Annotated in this window: 13 protein-coding genes and 1 pseudogene; 6 read left to right on the forward strand and 8 right to left on the reverse strand. The window is 73.7% G+C overall.

The window, feature by feature from the left end:
* The first annotated feature begins 2 nt into the window (after positions 1 to 2).
* The 6 genes from J2S63_RS03580 to J2S63_RS03605 all read left to right on the forward strand — a co-directional run bounded on the left by J2S63_RS03580 (position 3) and on the right by J2S63_RS03605 (position 7421).
* The gene (locus J2S63_RS03580; RefSeq protein ID WP_310298711.1) at positions 3 to 1223 is read left to right on the forward strand and encodes an MFS transporter; all 1221 of its coding nucleotides are present in this window, start codon (positions 3 to 5) and stop codon (positions 1221 to 1223) included.
* Positions 1220 to 2509: a D-arabinono-1,4-lactone oxidase gene (locus tag J2S63_RS03585; protein ID WP_310298713.1), complete on the forward strand. Its 1290-nt coding sequence runs from the start codon at positions 1220 to 1222 to the stop codon at positions 2507 to 2509. Before J2S63_RS03580 ends, J2S63_RS03585 begins: the two co-directional genes overlap by 4 nt.
* A 91-nt stretch (positions 2510 to 2600) precedes the next feature.
* Entirely contained in the window at positions 2601 to 3668 is a 1068-nt protein-coding gene (gene sepH / locus J2S63_RS03590) for a septation protein SepH (RefSeq protein WP_310298715.1), read from the forward strand.
* Positions 3669 to 3834: 166 nt separating this feature from the next.
* On the forward strand, positions 3835 to 5853 hold the full coding sequence (locus tag J2S63_RS03595; RefSeq protein ID WP_310298717.1) for an SDR family oxidoreductase: 2019 nt from the start codon (positions 3835 to 3837) through the stop codon (positions 5851 to 5853).
* A gap of 141 nt (positions 5854 to 5994) precedes the next feature.
* Complete coding sequence (locus tag J2S63_RS03600) at positions 5995 to 6456, forward strand: hypothetical protein (RefSeq protein WP_310298719.1); 462 nt, start codon at positions 5995 to 5997, stop codon at positions 6454 to 6456.
* A 56-nt stretch (positions 6457 to 6512) separates the two neighbouring features.
* Complete coding sequence (locus J2S63_RS03605; protein WP_310298721.1) at positions 6513 to 7421, forward strand: phosphotransferase; 909 nt, start codon at positions 6513 to 6515, stop codon at positions 7419 to 7421.
* 27 nt (positions 7422 to 7448) lie between these two features.
* On the opposite strand, the gene J2S63_RS03610 is transcribed toward J2S63_RS03605, so the two are convergent.
* The 8 genes and pseudogenes from J2S63_RS03610 to J2S63_RS03640 form a co-directional block, all read right to left on the reverse strand.
* Positions 7449 to 7862 carry an HNH endonuclease signature motif containing protein gene (locus J2S63_RS03610; RefSeq protein ID WP_310298723.1) on the reverse strand — a complete coding sequence of 138 codons (414 nt, stop codon included), beginning with the start codon at positions 7860 to 7862 and terminating at the stop codon, positions 7449 to 7451.
* Positions 7863 to 8142: 280 nt separating this feature from the next.
* Positions 8143 to 8916: pseudogene (locus J2S63_RS21260) on the reverse strand (DUF222 domain-containing protein); the annotation flags it as partial.
* A 114-nt stretch (positions 8917 to 9030) separates the two neighbouring features.
* Positions 9031 to 9873, reverse strand: a complete 843-nt coding sequence (locus J2S63_RS03615) for a sulfurtransferase (protein ID WP_310298725.1) — start codon at positions 9871 to 9873, stop codon at positions 9031 to 9033.
* 24 nt (positions 9874 to 9897) lie between these two features.
* A complete protein-coding gene (locus J2S63_RS03620) occupies positions 9898 to 10143 on the reverse strand; it encodes a hypothetical protein (RefSeq protein ID WP_310298727.1) in 246 nt (81 codons plus the stop codon).
* Positions 10144 to 10271: 128 nt separating this feature from the next.
* On the reverse strand, positions 10272 to 11618 hold the full coding sequence (locus J2S63_RS03625) for a putative T7SS-secreted protein (RefSeq protein ID WP_310298729.1): 1347 nt from the start codon (positions 11616 to 11618) through the stop codon (positions 10272 to 10274).
* A 216-nt stretch (positions 11619 to 11834) separates the two neighbouring features.
* The gene (locus J2S63_RS03630) at positions 11835 to 12488 is read right to left on the reverse strand and encodes a thymidine kinase (protein WP_310298731.1); all 654 of its coding nucleotides are present in this window, start codon (positions 12486 to 12488) and stop codon (positions 11835 to 11837) included.
* A gap of 17 nt (positions 12489 to 12505) precedes the next feature.
* Complete coding sequence (locus J2S63_RS03635) at positions 12506 to 13630, reverse strand: alkaline phosphatase family protein (RefSeq protein WP_310298733.1); 1125 nt, start codon at positions 13628 to 13630, stop codon at positions 12506 to 12508.
* Position 13631: 1 nt separating this feature from the next.
* The gene (locus tag J2S63_RS03640; RefSeq protein ID WP_310298734.1) at positions 13632 to 14267 is read right to left on the reverse strand and encodes a DUF5998 family protein; all 636 of its coding nucleotides are present in this window, start codon (positions 14265 to 14267) and stop codon (positions 13632 to 13634) included.

Below are 14267 nucleotides of genomic sequence, written 5' to 3' on the forward strand. Positions count from 1 at the left end.
GCGTGCTGAGCACCTACCGACGCGTTCTCCGGGTCCCGGGCGCGGCCGCCTTCACCGGGGCGGCCGTGGTCGCCCGCCTGCCCATGTCGATGACCGGCCTGGGCATCGTGCTGCTGGTCACCCAGGCGAGCGGGTCCTACGCCCACGCCGGGCGGGTCTCGGCGACCTACGTCCTGGCGACCGCGCTCGCCTCGATCCCGCTGGCCCGCCTGGTCGACCGGCTCGGGCAGCGACGGGTGCTCCTGCCCGCCGCGGTGGCCTCGGGGGTCGCGCTGCTCACGATGGTGCTCGGCGTCCGCCTGGAGTGGTCCTCCCCGCTGGTCTACCTCGCGGCGTTCGTGGCCGGCGGGCTCATGCCCAACTTCGGCTCGGCCGTGCGCACGCGCTGGACCCACGCGCTCGACGGCGACACCGACCGGCGGCGCCTCGACACCGCGTTCGCCTGGGAGGCGGTGATGGACGAGGTCGTGTTCGTGGTCAGCCCGACCGTCGCGACGGTCCTGGCCGCGACCGCGTCGCCGTCGGTGACCGTGGTGGCCTCGGTCGCGGCCCTGCTCCTGGGCGCGACCTGGCTGCACACCCAGCGCAGCACCGAGCCCCCGGCCTCCGCGGGCGACATCGACCTCGGCGACCTGGGCCGGCTGCCGTGGCGCACGCTCGGCCCGCTGTCGCTCACCGGCACGCTGCTCGGGGTGGCCTTCGGCGGCTGCGAGGTGGCGACCGTCGCGCTGGCCGACGAGCAGGACAAGCCGCTCGCGGCGGGGGTCATCCTCGCGGTCTGGTCCCTCGGGAGCCTGCTGGCCGGGCTGGTGACGGGTGCGCTCACCCTGCGCCGGTCCGCCGCGACCCGGGTGCGGCTCGGGCTCCTCGCCCTGGCCGTCGCCTCGCTGCCCACCCCGTTCCTCGGCGACTCGCTGGCGCTCACGGCGTTCTTCCTGCTGTTCGTCGGCGCGGGCATCGCCCCCACGATGATCGCCTCGGTCTCGTGGGTGGAGTCGCTGGTGCCGCGGGCCCGGCTCAACGAGGCGCTGGCCGTCTACACGACCGGCGTCGTGGCCGGGGTCGCCCCCGGTGCCGCGCTGTCGGGGGCGGTGGTCGACGCCCAGGGCGCGCGGTCGTCGTACGGCGTGCTGGTGGTGGGGCTGTTCCTGGCGGTCCTGCTCGGGCTGGTGACCCGGGAGGGTCCCCGGGTGCGTGAGACTGCGTCCATGGAGACCCGATGACCGCGGCCTGGACCAGCTGGTCGGGGCTGGCCGAGTCCCGTCCCCGCCAGGTGCTGCGGCCGACCTCGCCCGCCGAGGTGGCCGACGCCGTCGTCGCCGCCCGCGCGTCCGGGCTGCGGGTCAAGATGCCCGGCAGCGGCCACTCGTTCACCGACATCGCGACCACCGACGGCGTCCTCCTCGACCCGACCGGGCTCACCGGCCTGGTGTCGGTGGACCGCGAGGCGATGACGGTGACGGCGCTCGCGGGGACGACGCTGCGGCAGCTCAACGCCGCCCTCGACGTGCTCGGGCTCGCCCTGCACAACATGGGCGACGTCGACCCGCAGACGCTGGCGGGCGCGCTGGCGACCGGCACCCACGGGAGCGGCGGCGTGACCTCGTCGCTCTCCGGGCAGCTGTCGTCGTTGACGCTCGTGGACTCCTCCGGCACCGAGCGGTCGGCGTCGCTCGGGGAGCCGCTGTTCGACGCCGCCCGGGTCGGACTGGGGGCGCTCGGCATCCTGACCACGGTGACCTTCCGGGTCGAGCCGGCCTTCGTCCTCGAGGCCGACGAGCGCCCGATGTCGTGGCAGGACGTGCTCGCGTCGTACGACGAGCTGACCCGGTCCCACCACCACGTCGACCTCTACTGGTTCCCCCACACCGACAACTGCCTGGTCAAGACCGACGACCGCACGCTCGAGGACCCCGCGCCGCTCTCGCGCGCCCGTGCGTGGGTCGACGACGAGCTGCTGTCCAACACCGTCTTCGGGTGGGTCAACCGGCTGACCAACGCGCGCCCGTCGCTGGCCCCCCGCGTCAACGCGATCTCGTCGCGAGCGCTGTCGGCACGGACCTACCGCGACGTCTCGCACAAGGTGTTCGTCTCGCCGCGGCGCGTGGTCTTCCGCGAGATGGAGTACTCCCTCCCCCGCGAGGTCGGGATGGAGGCGCTGGCCGAGGCCCGCCGCGTGATCGAGCGGCGCGGCTGGAACATCACGTTCCCGGTCGAGGTGCGCTGCACCCCGCCGGACGAGGCGTGGCTGTCGACGACCCACGACCGCGAGTCGGTCTACCTCGCCTTCCACGTGCACCGCGACACCGACCACCGCGCCTACTTCGAGGGCGTCGAGGAGGTGCTGCGGGCCTACGACGGCCGTCCCCACTGGGGCAAGCTGCACACCCGCACCGCCGCCGACCTGGCCCTGGCCTACCCCCGCTTCGGCGACTTCCTCGCCGTGCGGGACGAGCTCGACCCCGACCGCGTGTTCACCAACCCCTACCTGGAGCGTGTGCTGGGCTGAAGTGAACGGCGCCTGAAGTACGGTGTCGGCGTCGGCCCCCTTCCCCTCCTGGTCGGGTCGAAGACGACGGACAGCTCGACGGAGACAGTGAATGGACAGCGTGCTGCGGCCCCGCGACATCCAGGCCCGCATCCGGGGCGGCGAGAGCCCCGAGGACGTCGCCGCGGCGGCTCAGACCTCGGTCGACCGCATCATGGGCTTCGCGACGCCGGTGCTCGCCGAGCGGGCCTACCAGGCCGAGCTGGCGCAGAAGGCGTCCGTGCGCCGCCGCGCCGCCACCGGGCCGGTCGGCCACCTCGGCCAGGCGGTCGAGGCGTTCCTCGAGCCCCACGGCCTCGGGGCCGACGACGTCGAGTGGGACGCCTGGCGCCGTGAGGACGGCCGCTGGACCGTGCTCGCGACCTACCTCTCCGGCGCCGCGCAGCAGACCGCCCGCTTCACCTTCGACACCGGCGGCCGCTTCGTGGTCGCCGACAACGACGAGGCCCGCATGCTCGTCGGGGAGCGGACCACCGAGCAGGCGGCCGAGCCCGCGGCCGAGCCGGAGGCGCTCGGCGCCCCTGCGACCGCGGAGCCCCCCGCGCCGGCCGACCCCGGCACCGACGACCAGCTCACGATCGGCGACGACACCCTCGGCATGGTCCTGGGGCGGGCGTCCACCGAGCAGCCCGAGCAGCGGTCCTTCGACGAGCCGGAGGTGACCGAGGACCTCTCCTCCGTGGTCCGCGCCGTCCGCCCCCCCGCCCCGCCCCTCGGCACCGGCGACGCCGACTGGATGGTCACCCAGGCCAGCGAGCGCCCCGAGCCCCGGGCGGCTGAGCCCGCTGAGCCCGCTGAGCCCGCTGAGCCCGCGGCGGCCGCCGAGCCCGTCGCCCGGGACGAGGAGCCGGCCACGGACGAGCCGACCCCACCTCCGCCGGCCTCCCCTGCGGTGGCGGCGTCGACGGAGGACGAGCCGTTCGAGGAGGCGCTGTTCGAGGCGCCGGGCACGGGGTCCGACACGGGGTCCGACACCGGGTCCGACACGGGGACCGACACCGGGACCGGGGAGTCCGCGGAGGAGGCGCCGCGCAAGCAGACGGCCAAGTCGTCGCGCGGCCGGGGTCGCGCCTCGGTCCCGAGCTGGGACGAGATCATGTTCGGCACGCCGAAGGACTGAGCCGCGCGGGGGTTCCGTGGTGGGCCGGATAACTGCGACACGATGTTACCCGTGAGTAACTTCACCCGGCGAGGCCTTACCCCGAGGTGGGTGTGGGCAATAACCTAGGCATCCGTCGCCCTGACGGACCGCTGACCCAGCCCCGAGATCCCGCAAGGACTCCCGCATGACCTACTTCGTGACCGGCGCCACCGGCTTCATCGGCCGCTACCTCGTCCAGGAGCTGCTGGACAACCGTGAGGGCGAGGTGTTCGTGCTCGTCCGCGAGGGATCGCGCGGACGCATGGAGCGCCTGGTCAGGCAGTGGGGCCACCCGGACCGCGTCACCCTGGTGACCGGCGACCTCGCCGAGGCGGCGCTCGGCGTCGACCCCGCGTGGGTCAAGGAGCACGAGGGGAAGATCGACCACTTCTTCCACCTCGCGGCGATCTACGACATGACCGCCTCCGACGAGCAGAACGAGACCCTCAACGTCGGCGGCACCCGCAACGCGCTGGAGCTGGCCGCCGACCTCGACGCCGGGTGCTTCCACCAGGTCTCCTCGATCGCCGCGTCCGGCGACCACGACGGCTTCTGGGACGAGACCATGTTCGACGTGGGCCAGCACCTGCCCTCGCCGTACCACCGGACCAAGTTCGAGTCCGAGAAGATCGTGCGCGAGGAGTCCGCGGTCCCGTTCCGGATCTACCGCCCCGCGATGGTCATCGGCCACTCCGAGACCGGTGCGATGGACAAGGTCGACGGTCCCTACTACTTCTTCCCGCTCCTCAAGGCGCTGCGCGACGCGCTCCCCTCGTGGACCCCTCTGGTCGGCGTCGACCTGGGCGACACCAACGTCGTGCCGGTCGACTACGTCGCCAAGGCGATGGACCACCTGGCCCACCTCGAGGGCCGCGACGGCGAGGCCTTCCACCTGGTCAACCCCGAGCCGCAGCGCACGGTCGACGTGGTCAACCTGTTCGCCGAGGCCGCCAAGGCCCCCCAGTTCGCCACGCCGATCGACCGCGCCGTGACCGGCAAGGTGCCGACCAGGCTGCTCCCGCGCGCCGTACGCCCCGGCAACCTGGTCAAGGCCGCCCTGCGCACCCCGCCCGCCCAGCTCGCGCTGCGCGAGACCATCGGCCGGCTCGGGCTCCCCCCGGCCGTCGTCGAGCACGCCGGCTTCCCCACGGTGTACGGCGCGCGCCTGACCCAGCAGGCCCTCGCCGGCAGCGGCATCTCGGTCCCCGACCTGGAGAGCTACGCCGCGACGATCTGGAACTTCTGGGAGGAGCAGCTCGACACCTCCCTGGCCCGCGACAAGGAGGTCGTGGAGACGCTGACCGGCAAGACGGTGGTCATCACCGGCGCCTCGTCCGGCATCGGCATGGTGACCGCGTTCAAGGTCGCGCAGGCCGGGGGCATCCCGGTGCTGGTCGCGCGCGGGAAGGACAAGCTCGAGGCGACCAAGGACGCGATCGAGTCCCGCGGCGGCAAGGCCTACGTCTTCCCGTGCGACCTGTCGGACCTCGAGGCGATCGACCACCTGGCCCACCGGCTCTCCACCGAGCTGGACTCGGTGGACTACCTGGTCAACAACGCCGGCCGGTCGATCCGCCGCTCGGTCAAGCTGAGCCAGGACCGCTTCCACGACTTCGAGCGCACGATGCAGCTGAACTACTTCGGCGCGATCCGGCTGATCATGGGCCTGCTGCCCACGATGACCAAGCAGCACCGCGGCCACGTGGTCAACATCAGCTCGATCGGCGTGCAGACCTCTCCCCCGCGGTTCAGCGCCTACGTCGCCTCCAAGGCGGCGCTCGACGCGTGGAGCAACGTGGTCAGCTCCGAGGTCGTGGGCCACGGCGTCACGTTCACCAACATCCACATGCCGCTGGTCAAGACGCCGATGATCGCGCCGACCAAGATCTACGACAAGTTCCCGACGATCAGCCCCGCGCAGGCCGCCGACATGGTGATCCGCGGCCTGGTCGACCGGCCGCACGAGATCAACACGACCCTCGGCACGGCCGGTGCGCTCGCCCACACCCTGGCCCCGCGCACCGCGTTCCGGGTGCTCAACCTGGCCTACAAGGTGTTCCCCGACTCCGCGGCCGCCCGCGGCGACGGGGGCAAGAGCGAGCCCGACGTCACCACCCAGCAGCAGCTGCTCCTGGCGCGGCTGACCAAGGGCGTGCACTGGTGAGGACCGGCTCGGTCGTCTAACCTGGGCGCACCATGACCTTCCTGTGTTGTCGCTGTCGCTGACGCCGTGCCCTGCGGGGCGCGGCGCGGTCCTCGTGGCCGAGATCGCAGCCCGACAGCGCCGAGCAACCAGGAACACCTCATGAACGCCCTCACCTCCCTCGCCCCTCGCGGCTGGTCCGTCCTGCCACAGAGCCACCTCGTCCCCGTCGACGTCTGGCTGCGCTCCGGACCAGTGCTGCTGCACCTCAGCGGCCGCGGCACGACCGTGCGCCTGCGCCGCTACGCCGAGTCCGACCTGGCCGTCGCCCTGCTGCGGGCCGAGTGCGACTGCCAGTCCCACCGCGAGGCCGGCGCCGCGGCGCGCGTCGTGCTCCGCCCCGGCGCCGCCCCCTCCGCGTCGGTGGCGTACGACGGCGCCGCGCGGCACGGGTGGACCGGCGTCGAGGCCGCGCGGCTGCGGGCCGACGAGCTGCGACCGGTGCTCGCCGAGCTGCTCGCTGACCTCCTCGCCTCGGCTGGGCCGGCTCCGGCTCCGGCCGCAACTCCGGCTCCGGCCCCGGCTCCGGTGGTCGAGCCTGTCGAGACCACGCTCGCGGTCTGACCGGCCCGCCGATGCCCGGCCCTCCGATGCCCGGCCCTCCGATGCCCGGTCCGCCGATGCCCGGTCCGCCCACCGACGTCCCGGAGCCGGACGAGGCCTACGTGCGGACGCTCCTGGCCGCCGTACCCGAGCTCGGGGACGTGGCCGGCCTCCCCCTCACCTTCGTCGCCAGGGGCTGGGACAACAGCGTGTGGCGGGTCGGCGAGACGCTGTCCGCACGGGTGCCGGTGCGCGCGCAGGCGGTGGAGCTGGTCGAGAACGAGGCGGCGTGGGCACGCGAGGTCGCAGGTCCGTTCGTGGCGCAGGGCGCAGGGGCGTCGCTCCCCGTGCGGCTGGTGAGCACCGGCCCGCACCCCTACCCGTGGCTGCTCGCCGAGTGGGTCGACGGCACCCTCCTCGAGCACCTGCCGGTCGCCGAGCGCGGGCCCGTCGCAGCGGGTCTCGCCGCCGCCCTTCACGGTGTCCACCGCGCGGCACCGGCCGACGCCCCGCTCAACCCGTTCCGAGGCGTCGACCTGTGCGAGGCACCCCTGGTGGCCGGCGACGCGATCGACCGTGCCCGGGTCCGGTGGGGCCCGACCGCCGACGCGCTGCTCGACGTGTTCCTCGCCGCCCGCGCCGCCCCCGCCTGGCCCGGCCCCCGCGTGTGGTGCCACGGCGACCTGCACCCGCGCAACCTGGTGCTGCGCTCGCCGGGCGGCGCCGGACCGGCGGCTCGGCTGGGTGTGCTCGACTTCGGCGACCTCACCTCGGGGGATCCGGCCACCGACCTCGGCGTGCTGTGGCTGGCCTTCGACGAGGCCCAGCGAGCCGAGGCGCTCGAGGTCCTCGCCCCGCACTACGACGACGCCGTCGTGACGCGGGCGCGCGGGTGGGCGGCGCGCTTCGTGCTGGCGGTCTCGGGGGTCCACCCCGAGCCGTTCGAGGCCACGCTGGCCCACGCGGCGGCCCAGCTGCTCGGCTGAGTGCGCTCGCCCTGAGGCATCCCGCTCCTATCTGCGGGTGCGGGTGAGGTGGGTGGTGCCGCCGGGGTCGTAGGTGGTGGTGTAGGCGGGGTGGTGGATCTTGCGGTGGTGGGGGCCGCAGACCAGGGTGCCGTCGGCGAGGCTGGTCCGTCGGGACAGGGCCCAGGGGGTCTTGTGGTGGGCGTGGCACCACGCGGCGGGGACGGTGCAGCCCTGCACGGTGCAGGTGCGGTGCTGCACGCGTAGTCCGATGCGCATCGCCTGGGTGTGGAAGCGGGCCTTGCTGCCGACGTCGAGGACCTCGGACTTCGTGCCGAGCACGACGGGGATCAGGCCGTGCTCGGCGGCCAAGCGACGGGCCTCGCCGGGGCTGATGAGGGTGCCGGTGTCCAGGACGCCGGGGGCCAGGCCGCCGAGGAGCGAGGCCAGGGTCATGGTCACCACGACGGTGAACGGCGATCCTCCCGTGGAGGGCAGGGCAAGCGGCCGGGAGGCGTTCGAGGAGCTCGCAGAACGCGCGGCCTCGTGCCTGGTCGCGGCTGATCCGACGGCCAGGGCGGGTCGGGTCCTCGACGAATCCGTCGTCCCTCCCGGTCTCGGTGCTGTCTCTCCTGGTCGCCGTGCTGTGGGTCCCGGTGCCCTTCTTGCGTCGCTTGCCGCGTCGCTTGCCGCGTCGCTTGCCGCGTCGCTTCCCGGTCGGGGAGGGCTGGTGGGTGGGTCGCTTGGGTGACTCGAGCGCGTGCAGGATCGAGCGGAACAGGTCGCCGTCCAGGCGGGGCATGTCGATCACCGCGCGGGTGCGGCCGTTGCTGGTGTCACGGACCTTGCAGGTCGTGGCGGCGTGGGCGGCGTCTTCCTCCGCGGCGAGCCGGGCGGCCAGGGCGGCCTCGGCGCCCTCGGGGTCGATCACCTCGTGCAGGTGCCGGGCGAGGTTCGTCAGCTCCTCGGCGTCGTGGACCCGGGCCAGGTCGAGCAGGTGGGCCTCGGCCTGGTCGCGCAGGACCGGCCCGACGTGCTCGGGAAGGTCGTCGACCGCCTTGACCACGACTGCTGCCTGCGCGGCGTCACAGGCACCAGCCCGCAGAGCCGCCCCGGTCAGACGACGCTCGCCGGCCAGCCGCAGCGCCTGCTTCACCTGCCGTGCCGCAGCCGGGCGGCCGGTGCGGGTGGCGTGGGCGAACCACGCCCCGGTGGTGGTCGCGACCGGCGTGGCGTGAGCGGCGACGTCGAGGGTCTCGGCGTGGGCGAGCGGCTCCGCGGTCAGACCCCGGAGCCGGGCCACCGCACGGTGGATCTCGACCACCGTCTCCGCGGTCTGCTGCTCATCGAGCAGCGACAGCGCCAGACCCGCCTCTCCCTCGGGGCCCAGGAGCCCGTCGAGGACCTCACCCAGACGACCGGAGAACCAGTGCACCCGATGCGCCCGCTCTCCGGTCGGGGTCACCGCAGCCGCGCCCGTCGGCGGGGTCTGCGGTGCTGCCTGGTCCTCGTCCATGCAGACCACTCAACCAGGCACCACCGACAATCCACGGAACCGAAAACCCCCTCTGACCTGCGGCTTTACGGACCGGATTCCGTCCACAGGCCGACAGAGCCGGACTCCACCGGATCAGTCGCCGGTCTCCACCGGCCGCTCCGGGTCGGAGGTCCACCCGCTCCAGGAGCCGGCGTACAAGGCGGCCTCGACCCCCAGGGCGTGCAGGACGAACGCGTCGTGGGCGGCGGTCACGCCCGACCCGCACGAGACCCCGACGACGGCGCCGGTGTCGGCGGCGCGCAGCGCGTCGGCGTACACCTCACGGAGATCCTCCTCCGGCCGGAACCGCGCCCCGGACCCGTCGCCGAGGTTGGCCGACGTCGGGACGTTGCGCGCGCCGGGCACGTGCCCGGCAACCGGGTCGACGGGCTCGACGTCGCCCCGGAAGCGTTCGGGAGCCCGTGCGTCGAGCAGGACGCCGGACCGTGCGGCGCTCTCCGCTCCATCAGCATCGAGCACCGGGAGCCGGCCCGGGGCGGGCTCGAAGTCACCGTTGACCACGGGCCCCTCGCCCTCCTCGACGTGGCCACCGGAGGCGACCCAGGCCGACCAGCCTCCGTCGAGCAGGAGTACGTCGTCGTGGCCGTGGTGCCTCAGCAGCCACCACGCCCGGGCGGCGGCGAGACCGGACGTGTCGTCGTACACGACCACCGGCCTGCCGGTCGTGACCCCGGCCCGCCGCATCGCCCTGCCGAACCGCTCCAGGTCCGGCAGCGGGTGGCGTCCCCGGCCGTCGACCGGCGCGGCCGGCGGGTCGGAGAGCTCGGTCGGCAGGTCGACGTAGGCCGCGCCGGGGACGTGCCCGGCGAGGTACTGCTCGCGCCCGTCGGACCGGCCCATCTGCCACCGCACGTCGAGCACGGTCGCCTCGGGGAGCAGCTCGGCCAGGGACTCGGGAGAGATCAGGTCGCGCACGGCCGCCACGCTACAGACGACGTCTCACAGGACGATCCGGGCGGGGTCGATCGCCTCCGCAGGCCACAGCACGTCGTTGCTGTCGAGGACCCACAGGCGCCCAGGTGACAGCAGCGCGGCCTCGCGCAGGATGCGGGCGAAGACCTCCTCGGACCGGCACTCGATGTACCACGAGGAGCCCTCCTCGGGTGGTTCGGCGTGCGTCGACTCGCTCTCACGCCAACCCTCGCGCCAGTCCGACTCCTGGTAGTCGTCCGACTCTGTCGACACGTTGAACAAGAATCCCGAGTCGAACCACTGGATGACGCCCGGCCCGCTGTCAACGCCAGGCCTTGCTCGCCATGCCTCAGCGACCCGCTCCAGGGCGGCGCTGGTCGTTCCGATCAGGTAGGCACTCTTCACAACATCTCCTTCAGGATCATGACGAGCTCCTCTGGGTCACGAGCAACGATGACGCCTTTCAGCGCGGCGTCTCGCCACGCCCCTGGTCTCATCGTGGGCGCGTAGGCGATCGTCCGTCGGCCGGTGGTCTCCACCGTCTTGCCCACCTGCGCCTGGAGGCCCCGAGCCTTGAGCGACTTCACCTGGATGTTGAGCGAACCGAGATCGATGTCGAGCTCGCGAACTCTCCCATCCAACATCGGGACTTCGACGTTCACGCCCCTGATCGCGCCCGGGAACGCCCGCTCGACGTGGTTCGCGATGTCGCCTACGAGCGGGTCGGGCGAGCTGAAGGTGCGGCGTCCACCAGCTGACGGTCCGCCGCGCACCCACCGCACGATGCAACCGGTCGCCGAGCCCAGCCCCTGGCGCAACCCGACCGTCGCCCGACGGACCTCAGCCACGCACGTGAGGCCGCGCGTCGCGGGGATGCAGCCGAGCGCCGCGAAGCCGACCTCCCAGAGCGACGCCCGCCCCTGCACGTGACGCGTGACCGCGTCCGCCAGCAGGACCACCGCCGCGGCGAGCACCACCCACACCAGCGGACCACCGAGGAGCAGCGCGACGACCCCCAGGACCGCGACGACGACCCTGGCCACCTGCACCACGACGTGCCAGGCCCGGGCGGCCCAGTCCTTGACCTTCTCCCAGCGGGAGCGCTCCGGGATCCCCGCCTCCGCGGCCTCGTGGATGCGGTCGGCTGCCGCGCGCCCGTCCGACTCGCGCAGGGCGAGGGCGTCCAGCGCGAGCCGACGCGCGGCCTCCAGACGCGACGCGGCCTCGGCCACGGCCGCGTCCGCTTGGGAGTGCGCGGCGCGCGCCGAGGCCAGCCGGGCCGTCGCGTCGCGGACCTGCTCAGGGCCCAGGGCCGGCGCCGTGCCCGCGAACGCCGGGACCGCGAGCGACAGCGTGTGCTCCGCGGCCCGCCTCGCCGCCGCCTCGGCCTGCTGCAGGTCCTCCCGAGCCACCCGCCCCCGCACCAGCGCAGCATCCGCATCGCCCTGGTGCACCTCCAGCCGCGCAGCCCACCACGACAACGCCGAGGCCGCCTGCCCGTAGGAGTCCGCGCACCGGCCCAGCTGCCCCGGCAGCTCACCTGCTCGCGCGCGGAACGCCTCGCCGGCCTCGCCGACCCACCGGCCGACCACCTCGTCCCCCATCAGCTGGGAGACCCGGCGCTGCGCCCACGCCGCGTCCTGCGCCACCTCGTCCCAACCTCGCGCCATGGTCCGCAGCGCCGACGGCGAGCCCGGGGTCGGGTCGCCGTCGAGGCCGAGCACCCACCAGTCGGTCGGCCGCGTCACGTGTCCCCCGCTCGTCGGCTGCAAGTGCCAGGACCGTAAGCCGCCCCGCCCGATCGCCCCGAAAGTTCTCCACAGCCCCCCGCCGCGCCCGCCGGCGTACTCCGACGTACGTGCTGGACATATCGCCCACGAGCAGCACGTACGTCGGAGTACGCGGGTACGTCGGAGTACGCGCGGGCGGGGCGGGCGGGGCGGGGCGGCGGGCGGGGGCCGGGGTCAGCCGAACGGCAGGGGGTCGCCGATCATCGAGACGGCCCGGGCACGGGCGGAGGTCATCCGGCGGCGGTGGTGCTGGCGGCAGAGCACCTCGTAGCCGATCTCGGCCGGGGTCTCGTCGAGGTCGGCGACGTCACCGACCACGATGACGTCGCCCTCGGTGACCATCTCGCCGTTCTCGGTGCGCGCGTTGTGGGTGGCACGCTTGCCGCACCAGCACAGCGCCTCGACCTGGAGGGTCTGGATGCGGTCGGCGAGCTCGATGAGCCGCGCGGAGCCGGCGAAGAGCGAGGTGCGGAAGTCGGTGAGGATGCCGAAGCAGAACACGTCGATCTGGAGCTCGTCGACGATGCGGGCGAGCTGGTCGACCTGCCGTGGCGTGTAGAACTGCGCCTCGTCGCAGATGAGGTAGTCGATGCGCGCGCCGTGGGTCAGGGAGTCGACGACGTAGTGCCAGAAGTCGAGGTCCGGCCCCACCTCGAGCGCCTCGTGGACCAGCCCGAGGCGGGAGGACACGCGCGCGGACCCGGCCCGGTCGTGGCTGGTGAAGATCCGCCCCACGCGACCCCGGGCGGCGTAGTTGTGGTTGGTCTGCAGCGCCAGGGTCGACTTGCCGGAGTCCATCGTGCCGGTGAAGTAGAGGAGCTCAGCCACCGCGCAATCCAAGCACGTCAGGAGACGAGGACCGGGACCAGCATCTCCGCTGGGGTGAGCGAGCCGTGCATGCCCACGAGCCGTGCCTCGTAGGGGAAGTCGCGCGAGCTGAGCACCGCCGTCGTGCCCCGAGCGGCGATGACCACGTCGCCGATCCGCGGCCGGACCTGGGGGGCGACCTCCCCGAACCAGCCGGTGGCGAAGGCCTCGTCGCGCGGCAGCACGAGAGCACGGTCGCCGAGGACGGAGCGCCAGGTCGCGACGACCGAGTCGACCGCGCCGGCGGGGCAGTAGAGGTGCCGGAACCGCGCCTCTCCCCCGAGCAGCGCCACGCCGTCGCGCAGCTCGGGGAGGGCGTCGACGTCGACCCGCGAGGCCTCGTCGGCGTCGACCATGCCGTGGTCGGCGATGACGACGATGCGTACGTCGGCCGGGAGCGTCTCGCGCAGCCGCTCGGCCGCCTGGTCGGTCATCGACAGCTGGGTCCGCCACTGCGCGGAGTCGACGCCGTAGCGGTGGCCCGTCCAGTCGAGGTCGCCGTCGTAGACGTAGGTGAGCGAGGGCACCTGGGAGGACGCGGCCTGCACCGCGACGATGCGCTCGCCCCACCGGTCGGCGCCGACGAACCCGGCCCCCCGCGAGGACGCGTCGGTCAGCCCGGACCCGACGAACTCCCGCTTGTTGACCGCGGTCGTGGTCACGCCCTGCGCGGCCAGCCGACCGAAGATCGTCGGGTGCGGCTGCCACTCCGCGGAGCTGACGTCCTTGCTCCACTGGAGGTGGTTGATCAGCCGGTCGGTGCCGGGGATGCGGGCGGTGAACCCGACGATCCCGTGCCCGCCGGGCGGCATGCCCGTGCCCAACGAGGTCAGTGAGGTCGCGGTCGTGGACGGCACCCCGGCCGTCGCCAGCGCGGAGCCCGCGAGGAGCGAGGCGAGGAAGGGCGCGTCCTCGGGGTGGTCGGCGAGCAGCTCGCGACCCAGCCCGTCGACGAGGAACACGACGTAGCTGCCCGCCTCGGGCAGCACCAGGCCCTCGGGCGAGGACTCGAGCGGCCTCCCGATCGCGCGCGCGACCGCGGGGAGGACGTCCGCCAGCGAGTGGTCGCCGTACGCCGGGGCGACGAAGTCGTCAGCCGTCACGTCAGCGGTGCGTCCGCAGTCCGGTCGCCCCCGTGCCCGGTCCGGCGGCGGTGCGGGCCGAGAGCGCGGCGGAGAACTCCAGCAGGTCCCGGACGGCGCCGGGGCCCTCGGCCGCCTCGCTGACCCGCAGCGAGAAGTCGTCGGAGGCCACCATGCCGGTGTAGCCGTGGTCGGCCTCGCAGCCGGGGTCGCTGCAGATCGCCGGCTCGAGGTCGATGCGTCCGGACGCGCCCCACCCGATCGTGAGGACGGCCTCGGCGGCCAGGGACGGGTCGGTGCGCTGGGCGTCGGGCTCGGTCACCATGCGGCTCACGACCACGTTGCGGATCGAGGAGACGTTGACCGCCTCGGTCGTCGAGGAGGTGTAGGGCGCCGGGAGCAGGTCGTCCGGGGCGTGGTCGTCGGTGTGGGCCAGGATCAGCCGGGTCGGGGTGAGCACGAGGACCGTGACGTGGCGACGCACCTCGTCGCGCTCGTCGATGGTCGGCTCGTGGTGCACCAGGTGGGCCTCGACGAGCTCACCGGCCACCGCTGCGAAGACCGCGTCGGCCACGACGTCGGGGTAGTACCCGGACTGCTCGATGGCGGTGCGGAGGTCGTGGGAACGGTCGGTGACCCTCTGGTCGCGGGCGGACAT

This window comes from Nocardioides marmoribigeumensis (genome assembly GCF_031458325.1).
Lineage (GTDB): Bacteria > Actinomycetota > Actinomycetes > Propionibacteriales > Nocardioidaceae > Marmoricola_A > Marmoricola_A marmoribigeumensis.